This window comes from Isoptericola sp. NPDC057653, assembly GCF_042799955.1.
Lineage (GTDB): Bacteria > Actinomycetota > Actinomycetes > Actinomycetales > Cellulomonadaceae > Isoptericola.
Window position 1 is genome coordinate 76,377 of sequence record NZ_JBHVHP010000002.1, and the last position, 23,112, is coordinate 99,488.

The 23,112-nt window shown below is 74.4% G+C and carries 18 protein-coding genes; 11 read left to right on the forward strand and 7 right to left on the reverse strand.

What is annotated here, in order from left to right; genetic code table 11:
* Positions 1 to 27: 27 nt before the first annotated feature.
* Entirely contained in the window at positions 28 to 750 is a 723-nt protein-coding gene (serB, locus tag ACFU9A_RS11625) for a phosphoserine phosphatase SerB (protein WP_430575444.1), read from the reverse strand.
* Positions 743 to 1,987: a glucose-1-phosphate adenylyltransferase gene (gene glgC, locus ACFU9A_RS11630; RefSeq protein WP_430575445.1), complete on the reverse strand. Its 1,245-nt coding sequence runs from the start codon at positions 1,985 to 1,987 to the stop codon at positions 743 to 745. Before glgC ends, serB begins: the two co-directional genes overlap by 8 nt.
* Positions 1,988 to 2,111: 124 nt before the next feature.
* On the opposite strand from glgC, the gene glgA reads away from it, so the two are divergent.
* Positions 2,112 to 3,368, forward strand: coding sequence for a glycogen synthase (glgA, locus tag ACFU9A_RS11635; RefSeq protein WP_430576454.1), 1,257 nt, complete (start codon positions 2,112 to 2,114; stop codon positions 3,366 to 3,368).
* A gap of 28 nt (positions 3,369 to 3,396) precedes the next feature.
* On the opposite strand, the gene ACFU9A_RS11640 is transcribed toward glgA, so the two are convergent.
* Positions 3,397 to 4,164, reverse strand: coding sequence for a hypothetical protein (locus ACFU9A_RS11640; RefSeq protein ID WP_430575446.1), 768 nt, complete (start codon positions 4,162 to 4,164; stop codon positions 3,397 to 3,399).
* A 74-nt stretch (positions 4,165 to 4,238) separates the two neighbouring features.
* On the opposite strand from ACFU9A_RS11640, the gene ACFU9A_RS11645 reads away from it, so the two are divergent.
* The 6 genes from ACFU9A_RS11645 (at position 4,239) to ACFU9A_RS11670 (ending at position 11,564) form a co-directional block, all read left to right on the forward strand.
* The gene (locus tag ACFU9A_RS11645) at positions 4,239 to 5,036 is read left to right on the forward strand and encodes an ABC transporter ATP-binding protein (RefSeq protein WP_430575447.1); all 798 of its coding nucleotides are present in this window, start codon (positions 4,239 to 4,241) and stop codon (positions 5,034 to 5,036) included.
* A 94-nt stretch (positions 5,037 to 5,130) separates the two neighbouring features.
* Positions 5,131 to 5,610, forward strand: coding sequence for an NfeD family protein (locus tag ACFU9A_RS11650; RefSeq protein ID WP_430575448.1), 480 nt, complete (start codon positions 5,131 to 5,133; stop codon positions 5,608 to 5,610).
* Between the two features lie 78 nt (positions 5,611 to 5,688).
* Positions 5,689 to 6,879 carry an SPFH domain-containing protein gene (locus ACFU9A_RS11655; RefSeq protein ID WP_430575449.1) on the forward strand — a complete coding sequence of 397 codons (1,191 nt, stop codon included), beginning with the start codon at positions 5,689 to 5,691 and terminating at the stop codon, positions 6,877 to 6,879.
* 130 nt (positions 6,880 to 7,009) lie between these two features.
* A complete protein-coding gene (locus ACFU9A_RS11660) occupies positions 7,010 to 7,789 on the forward strand; it encodes a TetR/AcrR family transcriptional regulator (protein WP_430575450.1) in 780 nt (259 codons plus the stop codon).
* The gene (locus tag ACFU9A_RS11665; protein ID WP_430575451.1) at positions 7,789 to 9,540 is read left to right on the forward strand and encodes an ABC transporter ATP-binding protein; all 1,752 of its coding nucleotides are present in this window, start codon (positions 7,789 to 7,791) and stop codon (positions 9,538 to 9,540) included. Before ACFU9A_RS11660 ends, ACFU9A_RS11665 begins: the two co-directional genes overlap by 1 nt.
* A complete protein-coding gene (locus tag ACFU9A_RS11670; protein WP_430575452.1) occupies positions 9,537 to 11,564 on the forward strand; it encodes an ABC transporter ATP-binding protein in 2,028 nt (675 codons plus the stop codon). Before ACFU9A_RS11665 ends, ACFU9A_RS11670 begins: the two co-directional genes overlap by 4 nt.
* A gap of 229 nt (positions 11,565 to 11,793) precedes the next feature.
* Here ACFU9A_RS11670 and ACFU9A_RS11675 read toward each other — a convergent pair whose 3' ends face one another.
* Both ACFU9A_RS11675 and ACFU9A_RS11680 read right to left on the reverse strand, forming a co-directional pair.
* Positions 11,794 to 12,336, reverse strand: coding sequence for a GNAT family N-acetyltransferase (locus tag ACFU9A_RS11675; RefSeq protein WP_430575453.1), 543 nt, complete (start codon positions 12,334 to 12,336; stop codon positions 11,794 to 11,796).
* Positions 12,337 to 12,377: 41 nt separating this feature from the next.
* Positions 12,378 to 13,055, reverse strand: a complete 678-nt coding sequence (locus tag ACFU9A_RS11680; protein ID WP_430575454.1) for an NAD(P)-binding oxidoreductase — start codon at positions 13,053 to 13,055, stop codon at positions 12,378 to 12,380.
* A gap of 133 nt (positions 13,056 to 13,188) precedes the next feature.
* Between ACFU9A_RS11680 and ACFU9A_RS11685 the strand changes: the two genes are divergently transcribed.
* Positions 13,189 to 14,199: an AraC family transcriptional regulator gene (locus tag ACFU9A_RS11685; RefSeq protein WP_430575455.1), complete on the forward strand. Its 1,011-nt coding sequence runs from the start codon at positions 13,189 to 13,191 to the stop codon at positions 14,197 to 14,199.
* Between the two features lie 67 nt (positions 14,200 to 14,266).
* Positions 14,267 to 15,115, forward strand: a complete 849-nt coding sequence (locus ACFU9A_RS11690; RefSeq protein ID WP_430575456.1) for a TrmH family RNA methyltransferase — start codon at positions 14,267 to 14,269, stop codon at positions 15,113 to 15,115.
* Positions 15,116 to 15,140: 25 nt separating this feature from the next.
* On the opposite strand, the gene ACFU9A_RS11695 is transcribed toward ACFU9A_RS11690, so the two are convergent.
* Positions 15,141 to 16,148, reverse strand: coding sequence for an alpha/beta fold hydrolase (locus ACFU9A_RS11695; protein WP_430575457.1), 1,008 nt, complete (start codon positions 16,146 to 16,148; stop codon positions 15,141 to 15,143).
* Positions 16,149 to 16,262: 114 nt separating this feature from the next.
* On the opposite strand from ACFU9A_RS11695, the gene ACFU9A_RS11700 reads away from it, so the two are divergent.
* Positions 16,263 to 19,757 (forward strand): alpha-N-acetylglucosaminidase TIM-barrel domain-containing protein, encoded by a 3,495-nt coding sequence (locus tag ACFU9A_RS11700; protein ID WP_430575458.1) that lies wholly within the window; start codon positions 16,263 to 16,265, stop codon positions 19,755 to 19,757.
* Between the two features lie 41 nt (positions 19,758 to 19,798).
* The gene (locus ACFU9A_RS11705) at positions 19,799 to 20,998 is read left to right on the forward strand and encodes an ROK family transcriptional regulator (RefSeq protein WP_430575459.1); all 1,200 of its coding nucleotides are present in this window, start codon (positions 19,799 to 19,801) and stop codon (positions 20,996 to 20,998) included.
* Between the two features lie 59 nt (positions 20,999 to 21,057).
* On the opposite strand, the gene ACFU9A_RS11710 is transcribed toward ACFU9A_RS11705, so the two are convergent.
* Positions 21,058 to 23,073 carry a beta-N-acetylglucosaminidase domain-containing protein gene (locus tag ACFU9A_RS11710; protein ID WP_430575460.1) on the reverse strand — a complete coding sequence of 672 codons (2,016 nt, stop codon included), beginning with the start codon at positions 23,071 to 23,073 and terminating at the stop codon, positions 21,058 to 21,060.
* Between the last annotated feature and the right edge of the window lie 39 nt (positions 23,074 to 23,112).

A 23,112-nucleotide genomic window follows, 5' to 3' on the forward strand; every position in this document is an offset into this window, starting at 1 on the left:
ATCCTGGCCCCTGCCAGGGGCTTCGCGCTACGGCTGCGCGCTGCCCGGCGCGCGGCCGGCGGCGGCGTCCACCTCGTCGACGATGTCGAGCACGGCGTCGAGGCGCGGGCCGTCCAGGCTGAACGGGGCCTGCGCCCGGACGACGGGCTTGGCCGCGAACGCGATGCCGATGCCGGCGGCGTCGATCATGTCGAGGTCGTTCGCGCCGTCGCCCACGGCGACGGTGTCGACCATCTCCAGCCCGCACTCGTCGGCCCACCGGCGCAGGGTGGCGGCCTTGTCCGCCCGGTCGACGACGGGGCCGACGGTGCGGCCGGTGAGGACGCCGTCGGCGACCTCGAGCCGGTTCGCGCGCCAGCGACCGATGCCGAGGGCGGCGGCGATCGGGCCGAGGATCTCGGCGAAGCCGCCGGAGACCAGGCCGAACTCCCAGCCGCGCCGCTGCACCTCGCTGACGAGGTCGGCGGCGCCGGGGGTCAGCACGACCGCCTCGCGCACCGCGGTGAGCGCCTCGACGGGCACGCCGCGCAGCGTGGCGACCCGTTCGCGCAGGGAGCCCGCGAAGTCGAGCTCGCCGCGCATCGCGCGCTCGGTCACCTCGGCGACCTGCGCGCGCGTGCCGGCGTGGTCGGCGAGCAGCTCGATCACCTCGGCGGTGATGAACGTCGAGTCGACGTCGGTGACCACCAGGCGGCGCCGGCTCGGCGGCTCGGCGGGGACGGGGGCGGTGCGGGGAGCGGGATCAAGCAACGACGGTGCCCTTCGGGACGACGGTGATCCCCGACTCCGAGACGGTGAAGCCGCGGGCCCGGTCCTCCTCGTGGTCGACGCCGACCCGGGCCCGCTCGCTCACCACCACGTTCTTGTCGAGGATGGCGCGGTGGACCTGGGCGTGCCGCTCCACCTGGACGTTGTCCATCACGACGGAGTCGGTGACGGTGGCCCAGGAGTGCAGGTAGGCGCCCGGGGACAGGATGGACCCTGCGACCGTCGCGCCGGAGATGAGGACACCAGGCGAGACGATCGAGTCGGCGGCGTGGCCGAGGCGGCCCGGGCCGGCGTGCACGAACTTGGCCGGCGGCAGGCCCGTGTACCCGGTGAGCAGCGGCCAGTCCTGGTTGTACAGGTTGAACACCGGCTGCACGGCGATGAGGTCGGTGTTGGCCTCGAAGTAGGCGTCGATGGTGCCGACGTCGCGCCAGTAGTCCCGGTCGCGCTCCGTCGACCCGGGGATCTCGTTGCGGATGAAGTCGTAGACGCCGGCGGTGCCGTCGGCCACGAACGCGGGGATGATGTCGCCGCCCATGTCGTGCCGCGAGTCCGGGTCGGCGGAGTCCTTCGTGACGGCCTCGACGAGCGCGTCGGCGTCGAACACGTAGTTGCCCATCGAGGCGAGCACCTCGGTGGGGGAGTCGGGCAGCCCCACCGGGCTCTCGGGCTTCTCGAGGAACTCGGAGATGCGCGTCGGGTCCTCGCGGTCCACCTCGATGACGCCGAACTGGTCGGCCATCGCGATCGGCTGCCGGATGGCGGCCACCGTCGCGCGGGCCCCCGACGCGACGTGCGACTCGACCATCTGCGAGAAGTCCATGCGGTACACGTGGTCGGCGCCGACCACGACCACGATGTCCGGCCGCTCGTCGTCGATGATGTTGAGGCACTGGTAGATCGCGTCCGCCGAGCCGAGGTACCAGTGCTTGCCCACCCGCTGCTGCGCGGGCACGGACGACACGTAGTTGCCGAGCAGCGAGGACATCCGCCACGTCTTGGAGATGTGCCGGTCCAGCGAGTGCGACTTGTACTGCGTGAGCACGACGACCCGCAGGTAGCGCGAGTTGATGATGTTCGAGAGCGCGAAGTCGACCAGCCGGTAGATCCCCCCGAAGGGGACCGCCGGCTTGGCGCGGTGCGCGGTGAGGGGCATGAGCCGCTTGCCCTCGCCGCCGGCGAGGACGATCGCGAGCACGCGGGGCTGGGTCGACGCCATGCCCCCGACCCTAGGGCGTCGTGGGCCGCCGCGCCCGCGACCCGCCCGCACCGTGGGGACGGTCGCGTCGGCCGCTCGCCCGGGTGGGTAGGTTTGCCGCGTGAGCACCCCGCAGACGAGCCCGATCCGCGTCGACCTGCTGACCCGCGAGTACCCGCCGCACGTCTACGGCGGCGCCGGCGTGCACGTCGAGGAGCTGTCCGCCGTGCTGCGCCGCCAGGTCGACGTGCGGGTCCGCTGCTTCGACGGGCCGCGCGCCGCGGACGCCGCCGCGGCCGGCGTGACGGGGTACGGCGTGCCCGCCGGGCTGGCGGCCGCGGACCCGGTGCTCGGCACGTTCGGCGTCGACCTCGCCATGGCGCAGGACGTCGCCGGCGCGGACGTGCTGCACTCCCACACCTGGTACGCGAACCTCGCCGGCCACCTGGGCGGCCTGCTGCACGGCGTGCCGCACGTGGTGACGGCGCACTCGCTCGAGCCGCTGCGACCGTGGAAGGCGGAGCAGCTCGGCGGCGGCTACGCCCTGTCGTCGTGGGCGGAGCGCACCGCCTACGTGGGGGCGGCGGGCGTGATCGCGGTGTCGGCAGGCATGCGCGCCGACATCCTGCGGGTCTACCCCGAGCTCGACCCCGAGCGCGTGCACGTCGTGCACAACGGGATCGACCTGGCCGGCTGGCGGCGGCCCGCGGTCGACGACCCGGAGGCGGAGCGGGTGGTGCGCGACCTCGGCATCGACCCCGAGCGCCCGGCCGTCGTGTTCGTCGGGCGCATCACCCGGCAGAAGGGGCTGCCCTACCTGCTGCGCGCCGCGGCCCGGCTGCCGCGCGAGGTGCAGCTCGTGCTGTGCGCCGGCGCCCCGGACACCCCGGAGCTCATGGACGAGGTGCGCGGCCTGGTCGCCGAGCTGCGTCGCGCGCGCGGCGGCACGGGGGAGGCCGGACCCGGCGGGGGCGGCGCCGAGGCGGGCGTCGTGTGGATCGAGCAGATGCTGCCGCGCCCCGACCTGATCGCGGTGCTCGCCGCGAGCACCGTGTTCGTCTGCCCCTCGGTGTACGAGCCGCTCGGCATCGTCAACCTCGAGGCCATGGCCGTCGGCCTTCCCGTGGTCGGCACCGCGACGGGCGGCATCCCCGAGGTGGTCGACGACGGCGTCACCGGCGCGCTGGTGCCGATCGAGCAGGCCGACGACGGCACGGGCACCCCGCTGGACCCCGAACGGTTCGTCGGCGACCTGGCGGCCGCGCTCCTGGGCGTGCTCGACGACCCGGCCCGCGGGGCGGAGATGGGCGCGGCGGGCCGGCGCCGTGCCGAGGACCTGTTCTCCTGGGACGCCGTCGCGGGCCGCACGCTCGACGTCTACCGGGCGGTCCTCGCGGGCTGACGGAGGCGGGCCGTGGGCCTCGGGGCGGTCAGCGCACCGCGCCGTAGGTGGCGGCGCTCAGCGCCCGCCGCGCGGTGCGCTCCACCTCGCGCAGGGCGGTGGAGCGCTGGTCGGACTGCCAGACGTTGACAGCGCCGCCCTCGTCGACGGTCGCGAGGTCGACGATCGCCAGGAGCCGCGTGGCGAGCTGCAGCACGCGCGCACGCCGGCCCTCGAGGGCGGGCACCGGCCAGCCGTCCGTGCTGCCCCCGCGCAGGCGCTCGATCGCGTCCGCCGCGTCGTCGCGCCACCGTGCCACGTCGAGGGCGTCGAGCGCCTCGGTGGCGGTCACGAGGCTGGTGCGCAGCTCGCGCTCGGCGTCCGGCAGGGCGCCCAGCGTGCCCGCCACGCGGGTCGACCACGCGGGTACCGGCCGCACCTGCCAGGCGACGAGGTGGCCCGGCTCGAGGGCGCTGCCGAACGTCGTGACGGCCGGCACCGCGGCCCAGGACCCGGCCGGCGTGGTGACCATCACGCACTCGCCGGCGTCGGTGGCCTCCGCGCTCACGGCCGCGGGCACGCCGCCCAGGTCGCCGGGCGCCGGCAGGAGCGCGCACACCTCGCGCGGGCCGTCGAGCCACGCGGTCACGAGGGCGCGCAGGTCGGCGTCGTCCTCGCGGCCGGGCATGCCCACGACGCCGTGCGGCTCGTCGTCGCCCTGCACGCTGCGCACGACGACGCCGGGCGCGGCACCCGCGGTCTGCAGCCAGAGCGCGAGGACGACGCTGCGCGGCAGCGCGTCGGGGGAGGTCTCCACGGCCTCACAGTAGACGTCCGGCGGGTCCGGACGCAGGCCGGTCCGGCGTCGGGCCTCGGGTAGGGTCGGGCCTCATGAGCGCGGTTCTCGACCTGCAGGGCGTCACCGTTCGACGCGGTACCACCACCATCCTCGACGCCGTGGACTGGCAGGTGAACGAGGGCGAGCGCTGGGTGGTGCTGGGGCCCAACGGCGCCGGCAAGACGACGATGCTGCAGATCCTCGCGGCGCGCTCGCACCCCACGTCCGGCACCGCGGAGCTCCTGGGGGAGCGGCTGGGCCGTGTCGACGTCTTCGAGCTGCGCCCGCGCATCGGCTTCGCGTCCGCCGCGCTCGCCGACCGCATCCCGGGCCACGAGACGGTGCGCGACGTCGTGCTGACCGCCGCCTACGGCGTGACGGGCCGCTGGCAGGAGTCGTACGAGGAGTTCGACGAGCAGCGCGCCAAGGACCTGCTCGCGGCGTTCGACGTCGCGGACCTGTCCGACCGCTACTACGGCACCCTGTCCGAGGGGGAGCGCAAGCGCGTGCAGATCGCCCGCGCCCTCATGACCGACCCGGAGCTCCTGCTGCTCGACGAGCCGGCGGCGGGCCTCGACCTCGCCGGTCGCGAGGAGCTGGTGGGCGCGCTCTCGGAGCTCGCGGCCGACCCGGCGTCGCCCGTCCTGGTGCTCGTGACGCACCACGTCGAGGAGATCCCGCCGGGCTTCACGCACCTGCTGCTCATGCGCCACGGCGGGATCCAGGCCGCCGGCCCGATCCAGGAGGTGCTCACGGCGGACAACCTCTCGCAGGCCTTCGGGATGCCGCTGATGGTCGCCCACGGGGGCGGTCGCTGGCTCGCGCGCGCGGCGCGACCCGCCAGCCGCTGACTGTTCCCGGCACGGGGGAAATCTTGGTAAAGTCTGAGCAAAACCCTGTGGCCGCGACAGTCGGGTCCCGGTGCAGGGCCTGGCGGAGGTGACCATGGATTCCTGGCTGTGGTGGATCGGCGCGGCGCTGGTGCTGGCCGCCATCGAGATGTTCTCGCTGGACCTCGTGTTCATCATGCTCGCCGGGGGCGCGCTGGCCGGTTCCGTGACGGCGGCGGCGGGCGGCCCGGTGTGGCTGCAGTTCGTGGTGGCGTGCGTCTTCGCGCTGCTGCTCGTGCTCCTGCTGCGCCCGTGGCTCCTGCAGCACCTCAAGCAGCGCGTGCCGCTGCAGGAGACCAACGTCGCGGCGCACGTGGGCCGTCCCGCGGTCGCGCTCAGCGAGATCACCGAGGCCGGGGGCCGCGTCAAGCTCGCGGGCGAGGTCTGGAGCGCCCGGCTCGTCGACGACGGCGTGCCGAACTCGACCGGGCGGGTGCCCGCGGGCGCCGAGCTGCGGGTCGTGCGCATCGAGGGTGCGACCGCCGTGGTCGAGCCCGTCCCGACCTCGCACTCCCAGCCCGAGCACAGCGCCTGACGGACGCCCCCTGGGGGCGTGCACCACCCTGCCGGGTGTGCCGGCAGTCCTGTTCGACGTCGACAGAAAGGGACCCTCGTGTCCGACCCCAACGCCGGCACCATCGTGCTATGGATCGTGATTCTCGCGCTCGTGATCTTCGTGGTCGTGGCGCTGTTCAAGATGGTGCGGGTGGTGCCGCAGGCCACGGCGCTCATCATCGAGCGCCTCGGCCGCTACCGGCACACGTTCGAGCCGGGGCTCCACTGGCTCGTGCCGTTCATCGACCGCGTGCGCGCGGGCGTCGACCTGCGCGAGCAGGTCGTCTCCTTCCCGCCGCAGCCGGTGATCACGAGCGACAACCTCGTGGTGAGCATCGACACCGTCGTCTACTTCCAGGTGACGGAGCCGAAGTCCGCCGTCTACGAGATCGCGAACTACATCACCGCCATCGAGCAGCTCACCGTCACCACGCTGCGTAACGTCGTCGGCTCGATGGACCTGGAGCAGACCCTCACCAGCCGCGACCAGATCAACGGCCAGCTGCGCGGGGTCCTCGACGAGGCGACGGGCCGCTGGGGCGTGCGCGTCAACCGCGTCGAGCTGAAGTCGATCGACCCGCCCGCCTCCGTGCAGGGCGCGATGGAGCAGCAGATGCGCGCCGAGCGCGACCGCCGCGCCACGATCCTCACGGCCGAGGGCGTCAAGCAGTCGCAGATCCTCACGGCCGAGGGCGAGAAGCAGTCCCAGATCCTGCGCGCCGAGGGTAACGCCCAGGCGGCGATCCTCACGGCCGAGGGTGAGGCGCGGGCGATCCTGCAGGTCTTCGACGCCATCCACCAGGGCGACGCCGACCCCAAGCTGCTCGCGTACCAGTACCTGCAGATGCTGCCGCAGATCGCCAACGGCAACGCCTCGAAGCTGTGGGTCGTGCCGACCGAGTTCACGGCCGCGCTCGGCTCGATCGCGCAGGGCTTCGGCGGCGTGCCCGGCACGCCCGGCATCCCGACCCCGCCGTCGGGGGAGGGCGAGGGCGAGCGCACGCCGCGCCCGCGGACCGCGTTCCCCGAGACGGCGCTGACCGACCCGGGCGAGGCCCTCGCCGAGGCGCGTCGTCAGGCCGAGGCCGCGACCGCCGACGCCACGAGCGCTGGCACCCGGTCGGGTGCACCGTTCGACCCCTCGGCCGAGCGCGGCCAGCGCCCCGCCGACGGCCCGACCCCGCCTCCGGCCACCGGCATCCCGCCGCGCCCGGTGACCGGCGAGCCGGACGAGCCGCAGCAGCAGTAGTCGGCGGACGCCGGGACGGGGCCCCGTCACCCCTCGTGGGGTGGCGGGGTCCCGTCATGTCCGGCCCCGGTCGCGACGCGAGCGGCGGAGGGGTGGACGAGTGAGTGCTCACTCATTTAGCATGGCGCTCATGCTGGCTGCACAGGGCGCGAGTCGTCGCGCCACCCCGCTCTCCCCGGACGACCGGCGGACCGCGATCATCGACGCCGTGCTGCCGCTGGTCGGCGAGTTCGGCCTCGACGTGACCAGCCGCGAGCTCGCCGACGCGGCCGGGGTCGCCGAGGGCACCCTGTTCCGCGCCTTCGGGGACAAGCTCACGCTGATCGGCGCCGTCGCGGTCGAGGGGCTGCACCGCGCCTCCGGCCCGGTCGAGACCCGCGCGGAGCTGGCGGCGATCGACCGCGAGGCGCCGCTCGAGGAGCGGCTCGAGCGCGTCATCGAGCTCGGCCGGCGCCGCATGAGCGACGTGGTGCGGTGGATGGGCGTGCTGCGCGCGCTGCACCACCGCACCGGAGCCCGCGACATGGTCCCCTCCGAGCACGTGCAGGACTTCCGCGCCCAGCTCGCGACACAGCGCGAGCAGCAGCGCGAGGCGACGGTGGCCGGGCTGATCGGCGTGCTGCAGCCCGACGAGCACCGGCTGCGGGTGCCGATCGAGGTCGCCGTCGCGCTCCTCGAGGCGAGCATCGCGGGCACGCACGGTCGCGTCGACCACCTGCTCCCCGCGCCGTCGCCCCGCGTGGTGGCCGACGCCCTCGTGCACGGCATCGCCCGCACCGACACCGACACCGATACGGGCGGCACCGCCGGCGGCCCGCCCACGGCCGAAAAAGACCAGGACCGCGACCCCGCGGCGACGGAGAATCACCCCGGGGCCACGCCCCGTACCCCCCACCCCCAGGAGCCCTGATGCTCGTCTCCCTGGCGCGGAGCTATCTGCGCCCCTACTCCGGCGCCGTCGGCCTGCTGCTGGTGCTCCAGCTGCTCGCGACGCTCGCCTCCCTCTACCTGCCCTCCCTCAACGCCGACATCGTCGACAACGGCGTGACGACGGGCGACACCGGCTACATCATGCGCGTGGGCGGCTGGATGCTCGTCGTGAGCCTCGGCCAGGTCCTGTGCGCGATCGGCGCCGTGTTCCTGGGCGCCCGGACCGCCACCGCGCTGGGCCGGGACGTGCGGCGCGACCTGTTCGACTCCGTGCAGGGCTTCTCCGCCCGCGAGCTCGGCCAGTTCGGCGCCCCGTCGCTCATCACCCGCACGACCAACGACGTGCAGCAGGTGATGATGGTCGTGCTGATGACCTTCACCATCATGGTGATGGCGCCGATCATGCTGGTCGGCGGCGTCATCATGGCCCTGCAGGAGGACGTCGAGCTCTCCGCGCTGCTGCTCGTCGTGGTGCCCGTCCTGGGCATCGCGATGGGCCTGCTGATGTGGCGGATGGTGCCCTACTTCAGGGCGATGCAGAAGCGGATCGACGCCATCAACGGGGTGCTGCGCGAGCAGATCACCGGGCTGCGGGTGGTGCGCGCGTTCGTCCGCGAGGAGCGCGAGCGGGAGCGGTTCGGCGCCACGAACGAGGCGCTGTACGACACGTCGCTGAACGCCGGCAAGCTCATGGCGCTGGCGTTCCCGATGGTCATGCTCATCATGAACGCGTCCAGCGTCGCCGTGCTGTGGTTCGGCGCGGAGCGCATCGACAACGGCCAGATGCAGGTGGGCGCGCTCATGGCGTTCCTCAGCTACATCATGTACATCCTCATGGCCGTCATGATGTCGACGATGATGGTGATGATGGTGCCGCGTGCCTCCGTCGCCGCGGGCCGCATCTCCGAGGTGCTCGACACCGAGACCTCGGTCACCGAGCCGGACGCGCCGGTGTCCCTCACCGCCCTGGCCGACGGCGAGGGGCCGCGCGGCGAGGTGGCGTTCGAGGGCGTCGAGTTCCGCTACCCGGGCGCGGACGAGCCCGTGCTGCACGACCTGACGTTCACCGCGACGCCCGGCCGGGTGACCGCGATCATCGGCTCCACCGGTGCGGGCAAGACGACGCTGCTCAACCTGGTGCCGCGCCTGTTCGACGTGACCGACGGCCGGGTGCTCCTGGACGGCGTGGACGTGCGCGACCTGTCGACGGGCGACCTCGGCTCCGTGCTCGGCCTGGTGCCGCAGAAGGCGTTCCTGTTCAGCGGCACGGTCGCGGACAACCTGCGCTACGGCAAGGCCGACGCCACCGAGGACGAGATGTGGGCCGCGCTCGAGATCGCGCAGGCGCGCGACTTCGTCGAGGCGCTGCCGGACGGGCTCGAGGCGCCGGTGGCGCAGGGTGGCAGCACCTTCTCCGGCGGCCAGCGGCAGCGGCTCGCCATCGCGCGCGCCGTGGTGCGGCGCCCGCGGGTCTACCTGTTCGACGACTCGTTCTCGGCTCTCGACTACAGCACCGACGCGCGCCTGCGCGCGGCGCTGAGGCCCCGCACGCACGACGCGACCGTCCTGGTCGTGGCCCAGCGCGTGGCGACCATCCGGGACGCGGACCAGATCCTCGTGCTGGACCACGGGCGCATCGTCGGGCGCGGCACGCACGCCGAGCTGCTGGCGGACAACGAGACCTACCAGGAGATCGTCTCCTCCCAGATGTCCCTCGAGGAGGCGGCATGAGCACCGAACGCAAGGCACCGGCCGCGCCCGCCCGCCCCGCCGGGGGCCCGCGAGGAGGCGGCCCGATGGGCATGGGCGGCGCCCCCGGCGCCAAGGCGATGGACTTCCGCGGGTCGCTCGTGCGGTTCGCCCGTGTGATGCGCCCCGAGCGGGCGCGCGTCGTCCTGCTCACCCTGTGCGGCGTCGTCTCGGTGGCGCTCACCGTGGCGGGCCCGAAGATCCTCGGTGACGCGACCAACGTCATCTTCGCCGGCGTGGTCGGCAAGGCGCTCACGGCGGCCGGCGTCCCCGCCGGGACCACCGGCGAGGAGGCCGCCACCATGCTGCGCGCCTCCGGGGACAGCGCCCAGGCCGGCCTGATCTCCTCGCTGCCCGACGTGGTCGCGGGCCAGGGCGTGGACTTCACCCGGCTCGGCGAGATCCTGATGTGGGTGCTCGCGATCTACGTGGGCGCGTTCCTCTTCGGGTGGCTGCAGGCGCGCATCATGACGATCGCGGTGCAGAACACGATGCGCCGCCTGCGCGACGAGGTGGAGGCCAAGCTCCACCGCATCCCGCTGAGCTACGTGGACAAGCAGGCCAAGGGCGAGATCCTCTCGCGGGTCACCAACGACATCGACAACGTCGCGCAGACGACGACGCAGACGCTCGCGCAGCTCGTGACCTCCGTGCTCACGGTGATCGGCGTGCTCGGCATGATGTTCTGGATCTCGTGGGTGCTGGCGCTGGTCGCGCTCGTCACGGTGCCGCTGTCGGTGGTCCTCACGATGCAGATCGCCAAGCGGTCGCAGCCGCAGTTCGTGGCGCAGTGGGCGGCCACCGGCCGGCTCAACGCGCACGTCGAGGAGATGTTCACCGGGCACTCGCTGGTGAAGGTCTACGGGCGCCAGGAGGCGGCGGCGGAGAAGTTCGGCGCGGAGAACGAGGCGCTGTACGACGCGTCCCGCAAGTCGCAGTTCATCTCCGGCACCATGCAGCCGTCGATGGGCTTCCTCGCCAACCTCAACTACGTGGTCGTGGCCGTGATCGGCGGCCTGCGCGTGGCGTCGGGCCAGCTGTCCCTCGGTGACGTCCAGGCGTTCATCCAGTACTCGCGGCAGTTCACGCAGCCGCTCACCCAGATCGCGTCGATGATGAACCTGCTGCAGTCGGGCGTCGCGTCGGCCGAGCGGGTCTTCGAGCTGCTCGACGCCCCGGAGCAGGAGCCGGACCCGGCGGACCCCCGCCGGCTGGCGGACGTGCGCGGCCGCGTGGCGTTCGAGGACGTGTCGTTCTCCTACGACCCCGAGACGCCGCTCATCGAGCACCTCGACCTCGTGGCGGAGCCCGGCCAGACGATCGCGATCGTCGGGCCGACGGGCGCCGGCAAGACGACGCTGGTCAACCTGCTCATGCGGTTCTACGAGGTGAACTCCGGCCGGATCACGCTCGACGGCGTGGACTCCCGCGAGCTGACGCGGGACGACCTGCGCTCGCGGATCGGCATGGTGCTGCAGGACACCTGGCTGTTCAAGGGCACCATCGAGGAGAACCTCCGCTACGGCGTGCGCGACGGCGCCACGGTGGGGGAGGCGGAGTTCCTCGCCGCCACGGAGGCCACCCACGTCGACCCGTTCGTGCGCACGCTGCCCGACGGGTACGCCACGCTCCTGGACGACGAGGCCACCTCGCTGTCCGCGGGCGAGAAGCAGCTGCTCACCATCGCCCGGGCGTTCCTGGCCGACCCGGAGATCCTCGTGCTCGACGAGGCGACGAGCTCGGTCGACACGCGCACCGAGGTGCTGGTGCAGCAGGCGATGAACGCGCTGCGGGCGAACCGCACGTCGTTCGTCATCGCGCACCGCCTGTCCACGATCCGTGACGCCGACACCATCGTGGTGATGGAGCACGGGCAGATCGTGGAGCAGGGCGACCACGACGCGCTGCTCGCCGCCGGCGGGGCGTACGCGCGGCTCTACGAGTCGCAGTTCAGCGCCCCCGCGGTGGACGAGGAGGACGTGGTCGCGGACTCCGCCGGGGTCTGACCCCGGTCGCGGGTGGAGGGGGGGGGGGGGGTGTGGAGCGCGGGGGGGGGGGGGGGGTAGCCACCCGCGGGGAGGGGGTGGGGGGGGGGGGGGTGGGGGGAGGGGGGCGGGTGGTGGCTGGGGGCGGGCCCCCCGGGGGGGTGTCCCCCGGGGCGCTATCCGCGGGTGGTGTTTTTACCCGCCACCCCCGGTGTGTTTCACCACCCCCCCACGCTCGATTCCTTGGCGGTCAGGGGAGGACGAGCAGCCGGGCGGGCGGAGCCCCCTCGCGCTGCCAGTCGAACCGGGCCTCGCCGACCACGCGCCACCCGCGGTGCAGGTAGACGGCGTGCGCGATGCCGTCGCGGTCGTCGACGTCGAGCACCGGGGTGCGCCCCAGCGCGTGCAGGTGCGCCACGGCGACGTCGAGCAGGGCGCCTCCGACGCCGCGGCCCTGCGCCGTCGGGCCGACGAACAGGACCGAGACGCAGCCCAGCTCGTCGACCGGGCGGCCGGCGCCGGCCGACCAGATCGCGCCGAACCGGTCGTCGGGCACGGCGGTCACGCTGACGTGCCCGACGACCGTGCCGCCGACCTCGGCGACCCAGGCGCGCTCCTCGTCGGGCCGCACGATGAAGTCCTCCACCGGGAACGGCAGCGGCCAGCGGTGCGGGTAGCCCGACGCCGGCTGCTGGCCGGCGAGGGCCTCGGCGAGGGCGGGCAGGTCGGCGGGGACGCGGTCGCGCAGGACGACGGCGGGCGCGACGCCGTCGCGGGCGGGGTCGGTGGTCACGCCCGTGATCCTGGCACGCCGCCCCGACATGCGGCCCGCCGTTAAGCCGACACGCTGAGCGTGGCGCCGACGGTCCCCGGGTCGGCGAGCGCCGCGGCGTGCGCGCCCGCGACCTGCGCCCGGGAGACCTTCAGGCCGCGCCGGGTGTCGTCGGTCGTGACGTGGGCGGGGGGACCGTCGGCGGCGTCGGTGAGCGAGACGGGGCGCACGAGCGTCCAGTCCAGCCCGCTGCCGCGCACCACCTCCTCCTGCCGCCCCGAGTCGACGAACTGCCGGCCGATGACGAACCGGAACACCAACTTCCACGTGAGGTCCAGGTGCCGCCAGGAGTCCCCGAGCCCGTACGTGCTCTGCACGACGAGCCGCCGCACGCCGGTCTCCCGCATGGCCGCGACGACGGTCGCGGTGCCGCGCGAGCGGACGTCCGCGGGGGTGCTCGACCGGTGCAGCCACTGCACGGCGAGCGGGTTGTCCGAGATGCCGAGCGTGACGACCACCGCGTCCTGCCCGGCCACGGCCTTGGCGACCGCGTCGGGGTCCAGCGCGTCGCCGTCCACCGGCCGCACGCTGCCCGGCCCGTCGACGGACCCCTCGACGGGCGAGGCGAACGCCGTGCTCGCCGTCCGCCCGAACGCGGTGACGCGGTGCCCGTCCGCCACGAGGCGACGGGTCAGGGCGAGGCCGGTGCCTCGCGTCGCTCCGACCACCAGCACGTCCATGACGATCCTCCTTCCGGCCGGGCCCTCGCGGTCCGGCGTCTGCTCCCAGACTTCCGCCCGGGGACCGGACGAACCATGCCGCGATCACCGGGGTTCTTGACCGATCGTCCGAGAGGGCGCGAGGATGGTCGGCATGGCCGACGCCGCGACGCTGCTGCCCGTGCCGGGGGCGGGGCTCCCGCAGGAGGACCCCTGGGCCCAGGTGCTGGGCGACCTCGAGATGACCGCCGTGTTCTGTTCCACGGGCCGGTTCTCCGAGCCGTGGGGGCTCGCGCTGCCGCCGCTGCCGGGCACCACGATGTTCCACCTGCTGCTCGACGGCCGGGCCGTCGTCGACGTCGAGGGTGAGCACCACGACCTGGCGCCCGGCGACCTGGTGCTGGTGCCGCACGGCACGGGGCACCGCATCACCGGTGCCGCCGGCGACCCCGCGACCGGCCTCTGGGACGTCGACCGCACGGTGGTCGCCGACCGCTACGAGCAGCTGCGCATCGCCGGCGGCGGCCGCCCCGCGACGCTCGTCTGCGGGGCGGTCGGGTTCACCGACCCCGGGGTGGGCCGCCTGCTGGCGAGCCTCCCTCCCGTGCTGCGGGCGCCGAGCTCCGGAGGCTCCGGCGCGGACCCCGACGGGGCGTGGCTGCGCGCCCTCGTCACCGCCATCGACCACGAGGTGCGGCGCCCGCGGCCCGGCACCGACGTCGTCACCGCGCGCCTCGCGGACGTCCTGCTCGTGCACGTCGTGCGCGGCTGGCTGGAGGCGGAGGAGCCCGCGTCCGGGTGGATCGCCGCACTGCGCGACCCCGCGCTGGGCCCGGTGCTGCGGGCCGTGCACGCGGCACCCGCCGACCCGTGGACCGTGGAGTCTCTCGCCGCGGTCGCGCGGCTGTCCCGGTCGGCCTTCGCGGAGCGGTTCACGGGCACGGTGGGCGAGCCGCCGATGGCGTACGTCACGGGCTGCCGCCTGGACGCCGCGGCCCGGCTGCTGCGCGAGGGCGACGCGTCCGTCGAGGCCGTGTCCCGCCGCGTCGGCTACGACTCCGTGCCGGGCTTCCACCGCGCTTTCGTGCGGCGCCACGGCACGACGCCGGGCGCGTGGCGCGCGTCGGGCGGAGCACCCACCCTCGCGGACGCCCTCGGGCGGTGACCGGCGCGGTGACCGGCGCGGCGGACCGGCCGCGGGTCCGGCCGCCGTCCCGGGGGAGAATGCCCCGGTGAGCACCCCCGAGCCCGGCGCCCTGGCAGATCGCGTCACGCGCGTCACCGACCCCGCCGACCCGCGCCTGCACGACTACACCGACCTCAAGGACGTGAAGCTCCGCTCCGCGCGCGAGCCCGCCGAGGGGCTGTACATGGCCGAGTCGTCGTCGGTGATCCGCCGCGCGCTCGAGGCGGGGCACCGGCCGCGGTCGTTCCTCATGGGCGAGAAGTGGCTCGACTCCATGGCCGACGTGCTCGACGCGCACCCCGACGTGCCCGTCTTCGTCGGCGGCGACGACGTGGTGCAGCGGATCACCGGGTTCCACCTGCACCGCGGGGCGCTCGCGGCCATGCACCGCCCGGTGCTGCCGAGCGTGCACGAGCTGGTCGCGGGCGCCCGCGGCGGCGCCGGGGCGCGCCGCGTCGCGGTGCTGGAGGACATCGTCGACCACACGAACGTGGGTGCCATCTTCCGCTCCGCGGCCGCGCTCGGCGTGGACGCCGTGCTGGTCTCGCCCCGCTGCGCGGACCCGCTGTACCGCCGGTCGGTGCGCGTCTCCATGGGCACGGTGTTCCAGGTCCCGTGGACGCGCCTGGAGTCGTGGCCGGGCGACCTGCGCGCCCTGCAGGAGGACGGCTTCACCGTCGCCGCCCTCGCCCTGGCGGACGACGCCGTCTCCCTCGACGACGTCGTCGCCGACCCGCCCGAGCGCCTCGCGCTGGTGCTCGGCACCGAGGGCGACGGGCTCTCGCGCGGCGCGGTCGACACCGCCGACCTCGTCGTCACGATCCCGATGGCCGGGGGCGTGGACTCGCTCAACGTCGCCGCCGCGTCGGCCGTGGCGTTCTGGGCCACGCGCTAGCCGGGGCGGGGCCGGACGCCGGTCGTCAGCGTCCGGCGTGCGGCAGCGCCAGGCTCACCAGGCCGACGACGAACCGGCCGGGCTCCTCGTGCATGCACAGGTGCGCCGAGTGCTCGAACCACAGGACGTCCTTCGACGGTGCGGTGACGCGGTCGAACCACCGCTCCACAGGGGCGGTCGGCGTCGTGAAGTCGTGCCGGCCGAGGAGCTGGACCATCGGGACGTCGAACTCGACCTGGTCGCTCGCGTCGAAGGCGAGGACGTCGGACAGGACCCGGGGCAGGGTGATCGACTGGCCCTGCCCGATCAGCTCCCGGTCGTCGGCGGAGTAGTACGGCGACAGCGACTCGGACTCGAAGAAGTACATCGACTCCGCGCGGTAGGCGGACAGGCCGCCGTAGTGCTGCGCCCACCGCCGGCACACGACGATGCGCTCGACGGTGAGCGGCTCGTCGCCGGGGTAGTCGCCGAGGGCGCGCAGCTCCGCGAGAGCCTCGGAGTTCCCGTCGGCGGTGGCGCTCCGCACCGCGTGCGCGAAGACCTCGGACTCGTTGTCCGGGCCGGAGATGACCTGGCCGACGCCGATGTACGCCCAGAGCAGGTCGGGCCGGCGCCGGGCGAGCAGGACGCCGAGGATCGACCCCCAGCTGTGCCCGAGGAGGCCGACCCGCTCGACGCCGAGCTCCTCCTGCAGCCAGGCGATCAGCTCGACCAGGTCGTCGACGTAGCGGTCCACGCTCAGGTCGGTGGCGCCGTCGACGCCGGCGACGGACCTGCCGCTGCCGCGCTGGTCGTAGTTGACGACGGTGAAGTAGTCCTCCACCCCGCGCTGCCAGATCCACGAGGTGGGCAGGGACGGGACGGCGGGCCCGCCGTGACAGACGACGAGCACCGGGTTCGCGCGGTCACGGCCTCGGACGGAGACGAACTGCTCGACGCCGCCGAGCTCGACCATGGCCGTGAGGTCCACGGCCTGCGGGTTGGGGATCATGCTCAGGTCGGCGATGACTGCTCGCCCCGCGTCGTCGGTCATGGCGGCACCCTAGGGGACCCCGGCGATGTCCGCGGCAGGCGCCACGACCCTTGACCGGCTCCCGGCCCAGGTTTAGGTTGGGCCGCGATCATAATCGCTGCAAAGGGGCAGACCATGGTCGGGAGCACGACGCTGCGGCAGTTCTCCACGAAGGCGCTCGCCACGCTGATGGGCGTCGCGATGCTCGCCACGACCGGGGCGGGCGCGGCCGGCGCCGCCGGACCACCACCGCGCACCGACGATCTCGCGGCTCAGCAGGCGGCCGGCCCGGGGTCGTTCGACACCCGGCCCGCGCGCGACGTCCTGCGGCGGGTGCTCGGCCCGCGGTACGCGGGCCAGGTGGGACTGGCCACCGTCGCGGCCGACGACGGGCACGAGACCTTCCGGGTCGCAGCGCGTGGCGGTCGGTTGGTGGTCGAGGGCAGCAGCACCTCGGCCCTGCTCATGGGCGTCAACTGGTACCTCAAGGACGTCGCGAAGGCGGACGTCTCCTGGACCGGGGACCAGCTGGACCTTCCGCCCCGGCTCCCGCTGCCGCGTGAGCCGATCACGCAGACGTCGCTCGTCGCGCACCGGTTCTCCGGCAACGACACCGAGGACGGCTACTCCGGCCCCTTCCGCACCTTCGAGGACTGGGAGCGGGAGATCGACGTGGCGGCCATGCACGGCGTGAACGAGATGTTCATGCCCGTCGGCGCCGATGCCGTCTACGCCGAGACCCTGCAGTCGTTCGGCTACTCGGCGCAGGAGATGCGGCACTGGGTCCCGACCCCCGGCTATCAGCCGTGGTGGCTCCTGCAGAACATGTCCGGCTTCACCACGCCCGTCAGCGAGCGGCTGCTCCAGGAACGCGCGGACCTCGGCCGCCGGATCGCCGACCGGATGCGCTCGCTCGGCATCACGCCCGTGCTGCCCGGGTACTTCGGCACCGTGCCGACCGACTTCGAGGAGCGCAACCCGGGCGCGAAGACGGTGCCGCAGGGCACCTGGAGCGGGTTCACGAGGCCGGACTGGCTGGCTCCCACGGACCCGACCTTCGACCGCGTCGCCGCACGCTTCTACACGGTGCAGGAACGCGTCCTGGGGCCGTCGACGATGTTCAAGATGGACCTGCTGCACGAGGGCGGGCGCGCCGGTGACATCCCCGTGGGCGACGCGTCGGTCGCGGTGCAGGACGCGCTCGAGGCGGCCCACCCGGGCGCGATCTGGGTCATCCTCGGTTGGCAGAGCAACCCGCGCCCGGAGACGGTGGCGGCGATCGACAGGACCCGCATGCTCGTGGTGGACGGGCTCTCCGACCGCGCGCTGAAGCCCGACCGGGACAACGACTGGAAGGGCACGCCCTACGCCTTCGGGTCCATCTGGAACTTCGGCGGCAACTCGACCGTGGGTGCGCCGATCAAGGCGTGGAACGAGCGGTTCTGGGCCTGGCTCGAGCGCCCGGGCAGCGCCCTGGACGGCGTGGCGATCCTGCCGGAGGCGAGCGGCAACAACCCGGTCGCGATGGAGTTCCTGGCCGAGCTGCCCTGGCACGACGGCCCGGTCGACCTCGACCGCTGGTTCGACGTCTACGCCGACGCCCGCTACGGCGGCGTCGACCCCGCCGCGCGCAGGGCGTGGCGCGTGCTCGCCGGCACGGCGTACTCCATCCCGCCCACCGGGGGCCGTTCCTCGGGTCACGGCGGCCTGTTCGCCGCGACGCCCAACCTCTCGACCACGCGCCCGCACACCTACGCGCAGGCCGCCTTCGCCTACGACCCGGCGGCGTTCGCGAAGGCCCTGCCCGCCCTGCTCGACGTCGACCCGGCGCTGCGCGGCAGCGCCGCCTACCGGTACGACCTGGTCGACGTCGCGCGGCAGTCGGTGGCCGACCGGTCCCGTACCCTGCTGCCCCAGATCCAGGCGGCGTACCAGGCCGGCGACCTCGACGAGCTCACCCGCCTCACCCGGTCGTGGACCGGGCACGTGCGCGGGCTGGACGACCTCCTGGCCACCGACGAGCACTTCCTCCTGGGCCCGTGGACCGCGCAGGCGCGCGCCGCCGCGGGCGACCCGCAGGAGGCGGTCGCCCTCGAGCAGGACGCGCGCCGGCTGATCACCTCCTGGGGGCCGGCGACCACCGACCTGCACGACTACGCCTACCGTGAGCGGTCCGGCCTGCTGGACGACTACTACCTGCCGCGCTGGGAGCGCCTGTTCGACGCGCTCCGCGCGCACCTGGAGACCGGCGAGGCGGTGCCCGACATCGACTGGGACGCGATGGCGGAGGAGTGGATCGCGGACCGCACGGTCTACCCGACCCGGCCGTCGGGCAACGCCTACCGGGAGGCGTCGCGCACGCTCCGCCGCCTGCAGGACGACCGGTACGACGTGCCCCTCACGCTGCGGCCGACGGGCTCGGTCACGGGGTCGGGGACGGGTCCGGACGCCGCGCAGGTGACCGCGTCGGTGACCAACACCAACTACTTCGCCGCGGCCACCGGCGTCCACGTCGAGGTCGCGGCGCCCGCCGGGATCGAGGTGGTCCCGACCGGGGGGCAGCCGGACGAGATCGGGCCCGGGGAGACGGCCGAGCGGACCTGGACCGTGCGGCGCACCGCCGCGCTGCCGGCGGGCACCGACGAGGTGACCGTCGACGTCACCCTCCGCTTCGACGGTGCCGACGGTGCCGACGGGTCCCAGGTCCGGACGTCGTCCGCCGTGCTCCCGGTCGCCTCGACGGGGCGGTACCAGCTCAGCGACCTGGCGTTCTCGTCGTCGCGCAACCACGACGGCCTGCACCCGGTGGCCCGGGACACCGTCACGGCCGCCACCCCGGCCGGCGACGGCGCGCCGATCCGGCTCGACGGGGTCGCGTTCGCGAAGGGTCTGGGCACCAACTCCAACGCCGACGTGCGCGTCGAGCTGGGCGGCACCTGCTCCCGGCTCACGACCGTCGTCGGCGTCGACGACGCGATGAACCACACCGCCGACGGCGACGTGGTCGTGCGCGTCTACGGCGACGGCAGGCTCCTGACGCAGACCGGCGTGCTCCGCAGCGGCCCCTCGGGCCCCGGCACGGCGGCCGTCCGCCTCGACGTCGACGTCACGGGGGTGCGGCAGCTGCGCCTGCAGGTGGACCAGTCGGACGCGAACCGCTACTTCGACGCGCTGTCCTTCGGTGTCCCGACGGTGGCGTGCGCGTCCCCGCCGCCCACCCCGCTCGGCGAGGGGGCGTCGGTGACAGCCACGAGCGCGGAGGCGGGCCGCGAGCCGGCCAAGGCGGTCGACGCCGACCTGTCCACGGGGTGGTTCTGCCTCCCGGCGGCCTGCAACGGGAAGCCCGCGTCGCTCCAGGTCGACCTGGGGGCCGCCCACGACCTGTCGGCGGTCCGGGTGACGCCGTACTACGCCGACCGCCGGTCGTACCTCTACCGCGTGGAGGGCAGCGCGGACGGGCAGGCGTGGACGCTGCTGGCGGAGAAGACGGCGCACGCCCCGCAGACGGACGTGGGCGACCGGTACGCCGTCGAGGGCAGCTACCGGTTCGTGCGGGTGACCGGGTTCGGGAACACCACCAATGCCTATAGCCTCCATCTGCAGGAGCTGGCGGTCTACGGGGCCGGGTAGGGCCCGTCCGCCGGGCGGGCGCGAGGCCGCGGGGAGGGTCGATGACGTCGGGACCGGTGCGCGTCGCGCAGAAGGCGACCCCCGCGGACCTGCGCGAGCGCAACACCCGGCTGGTGCTGCAGAGCGTGCTGAGCGGCGCCGGTGAGGTCTCGCGGGCCGACATCGCCCGGTCGGTCGGGCTCGCGAGGGCGGTGGTGTCCGAGATCGTGCAGGACCTGGTGGCCCGGCGCCTCGTCGCCGAGGGGGCGGGCAGGCCGCAGGGGCGCGGCAAGCCGGCGACGCCGCTGCGGGTCGACACCCAGCACTCCTGCCTGCTGATGGCCGACGTGACGCCGGGCGGCGTGCGCGCCGGGATCGGCGGGCTCGACGGCGCGATCGGCGCGATCGCGGAGATGCCGTTGCCGGCGGGCCCGACGCCCGGCGACGTGGTCGGGGTCCTGGCCCCGCTGCTCGCCGGGCTGGCCGAGCGCGACGGCCGCGACGTGCTCGCGGTGGGCGTCGCCGTGCCCGGCATCGTCTCCCCGGACGGCGGGGTCACCGAGGCCCTGCAGCTCGGCTGGCAGGACGTGAACCTCGCCGGCCCGCTGTCGGCCGTCCTCGGGCACGAGGTCGTCCTGGTGAACGACGCGACGGCGGTGGCGCTGTCGGAGGTCTCCCACCAGGGTGCTCCGGGCGCGGGGGTCGTCGTGCTGCACGTCGACACGGGTGTCGGCTCGGCCGTGCTCCTCGACGGGCGCGTCCACCTCGGCGACCGGCAGCGCGCGGGCGAGGTCGGTCACATCGACCTCGGCGTGAGCGACCGCCTCTGCTCGTGCGGGCGGCGCGGCTGCCTCGAGACGGTGGCGGGCCTGCCCGCCGTGCTGGAGGGGCTGCCGCTCGAGCGGCTCGACGACGTCGCGGCCTTCGGGGACGGGCCGGCGCCCGCGGAGCTGCGGGCCCTGGCCGCGCGCGTCGACCGCGCGGCGGAGGGGCTGGCGGCGCTGATCTGCGCCCAGGTCGCAATCCTCGACGTCGCGGACGTGGTGGTCGACGGGCCGGTGCGGCGGGCGGGTCCGCGGCTCCTCGACACGATCGAGGCGGCCCTGGCCAGGCGGCTGCCGCCGAGCGACGTGCGCCGCCCGCGCTACTCGGCGATGGGGGAGCGGGCCGTCATGCACGGTGCGGGCGCCGCGGCGATGCTGCACCGGCTCGGGGTGATGTGGCTCCAGGGCGCGGACGGCGAGGGGCCGGGCGGGTCCTGACCGGGGACGCGCGAGGGCGAGGGGTCGTGCGCCGACCCCTCGCCCCCGTTCCGACCGCGTCAGGAGGCCAGGTCGGCCCCCAGGTCGCGCAGGAACGTGTCGAGCACGCCGTCGCCCAGCTTCACCGGGGCGACGCCCCACCGGTTGTCCGGCGGGTCCACGAGGACCTTCGCCGCCGAGGCGGCGGACGCCTTCGCCCGGGCGAGGAGGGCGTCGCGGGCGGCCGTGTCGCCGTCGAGGTCCGCCTGCGCGGCGTCGAGGGTCGCGACGAAGGCGTCGCCCCACAGGTCGTCGGCGTCCAGCCAGGGCTTCGCGTCGGACAGGAACCCGGGGTCGACGTCCGCGGACCGCAGGGTCTCGGGGATCGCGGCGACCAGGTCGGCGCGCCGCCGCAGCCCGTCGACCGCGGCCTGCCGGTCGCCGGCCTCCCAGCGGTCCCAGAACCGGTCGACGTCGGCCGCGAGCGCCGGGGCCTGCGGCTGCCACGGGTCGCCGAAGCTGGGCGCGAGGTGGTTGAGGTCGCCGAACGCGAGGAGCGCGTCGACCGCCCGCTCGTCGTCGTGGGCGAGGTAGCGCATCGCCTCGTCCCAGCTGCGGTCCCGGTCGTAGCCGCGGTCGTGCCACGCGAAGTCGAGCATGCCGAAGACGGCGACCTTGCTGGCCGCGGCCTGGTTCATCGGGTTGGAGACGAGCCCCGCGAGGTGGTCGGAGAGGCCGGGCTCGCGCTTGTCGTAGGGCGCGAGCAGGAGCCGGCCGCTGGTCTGCCCGTAGTCGTTCACGGGGTAGTTGTCCCAGAGGAACGTGGGCCCGCCGAACACGGTGTCGGCCTCGACCGCCTGGGCGACGGAGATCGACTGCGGCACGACGTCGTTGCCGGTCCACATGACGACGACGTCGTCGTCCATGGTGCGCAGCGCGGCCTTGTACGGCGACTCGGTCGTGTTGTAGTACTCGGTCGGCACCATCTGGAGCGGCCGGGCGCCGTCGTGCGTCTCGATCCACCCCTGCTGCACCCGGGTGAGGAAGTCGGCCTGGGCCTGGCCGGCGGCCCCCGGCGACGGGTCGCCGTACGCGGCGCGGTCCGAGTCGCACGCCCAGCGCGAGTAGTCGATGTCGTCGAGCGGCACGTTGAAGGCCCGCACCCCGACGTCGTACAGGGCCTGGAACTTGGCCTCGAGGGCGGCCATGTCGGCGTCGCTGGTGTAGCAGATGCTGTTGCCGGGGGAGAGGGCGAACGTGAAGCGCACGTGGTTCGCGGTGGCCGCGTCGACGAGCTCCGCGAGCCCGGCCAGCTCGTCCTCGGGGTAGGGGTCGCGCCACTGCTCGCGGTGGTAGGGGTCGTCCTTGGGCGCGTAGACGTACGTGTTCGCCTTGAGGTCGCCGTAGAAGGCCATCTGGTCGAGGCGCTCGGCGCTCGTCCACGGCTCGCCGTAGAAGCCCTCGATGGTGCCGCGCAGCGGCATGGACGGGAAGTCCTGCACGGCGGCGCCGGCGATCGTCGTGTCGTGGCCGCGGGTGACGAGGAGCTGCTCGAGCGACTTCACGGCGTAGAACTGCCCGGCCGCGTCGGCGCCGGCGAGGGTCACGGTGCCGACGCGTCCGCCGGCGCCGCGGTCGACGCGGAGCGCGTAGGCCTCCGCGTGGTCGGGGACGGACACGTCCCCGAGCGCGGAGCGCACGTCCGCGCGCCCCGCGTCGCCGAGCAGGATCTGCAGCGGTGCGCGACCGTGGGCGCCAGCCTCGGCGGGGCCCGTCACGCGCACCCGGTCGACCCCGTGCGCGCGCAGGGTCCGGACCAGCGCGTCGCGGGCGGCGGGGTCGGTGTGCTCGTCGACGACGACGCCGACGTTGCCGGTGAGCGGCACGTCGCGGCCGGCGCGCCACATCTGCTGCGGTGCGGGGCTGACGACCGGCAGGTCGGTGCCGGCGGTGCCGGTGGGGGCCGCCAGGGCGGACGGGGCGAGCGGGCTTGGGGCGGCCGCGGCGGCGGACGGGACGGCGACGGCCGCGGCCGCGAGGAGCGCGGCGGCGGAGAGCATCCCCGCGGCGTTGCGGGGTCTCGTGGGCATGGTCATGAGTACCTCCATTGGTCTAGACCAGGGCGTGATAACGCT

Coding starts and splice junctions, on each gene's coding strand:
- glgC (WP_430575445.1), bottom strand. CDS start 1,987: ATGGCGTCGACCCAGCCCCGCGTGCTCGCGATCGTCCTCGCCGGCGGC.
- ACFU9A_RS11645 (WP_430575447.1), top strand. CDS start 4,239: ATGAGCGCGGTTCTCGACCTGCAGGGCGTCACCGTTCGACGCGGTACC.
- ACFU9A_RS11650 (WP_430575448.1), top strand. CDS start 5,131: ATGGATTCCTGGCTGTGGTGGATCGGCGCGGCGCTGGTGCTGGCCGCC.
- ACFU9A_RS11660 (WP_430575450.1), top strand. CDS start 7,010: ATGCTGGCTGCACAGGGCGCGAGTCGTCGCGCCACCCCGCTCTCCCCG.
- ACFU9A_RS11665 (WP_430575451.1), top strand. CDS start 7,789: ATGCTCGTCTCCCTGGCGCGGAGCTATCTGCGCCCCTACTCCGGCGCC.
- ACFU9A_RS11670 (WP_430575452.1), top strand. CDS start 9,537: ATGAGCACCGAACGCAAGGCACCGGCCGCGCCCGCCCGCCCCGCCGGG.
- ACFU9A_RS11680 (WP_430575454.1), bottom strand. CDS start 13,055: ATGGACGTGCTGGTGGTCGGAGCGACGCGAGGCACCGGCCTCGCCCTG.
- ACFU9A_RS11685 (WP_430575455.1), top strand. CDS start 13,189: ATGGCCGACGCCGCGACGCTGCTGCCCGTGCCGGGGGCGGGGCTCCCG.
- ACFU9A_RS11695 (WP_430575457.1), bottom strand. CDS start 16,148: ATGACCGACGACGCGGGGCGAGCAGTCATCGCCGACCTGAGCATGATC.
- ACFU9A_RS11700 (WP_430575458.1), top strand. CDS start 16,263: ATGGTCGGGAGCACGACGCTGCGGCAGTTCTCCACGAAGGCGCTCGCC.
- ACFU9A_RS11705 (WP_430575459.1), top strand. CDS start 19,799: ATGACGTCGGGACCGGTGCGCGTCGCGCAGAAGGCGACCCCCGCGGAC.
- ACFU9A_RS11710 (WP_430575460.1), bottom strand. CDS start 23,073: ATGACCATGCCCACGAGACCCCGCAACGCCGCGGGGATGCTCTCCGCC.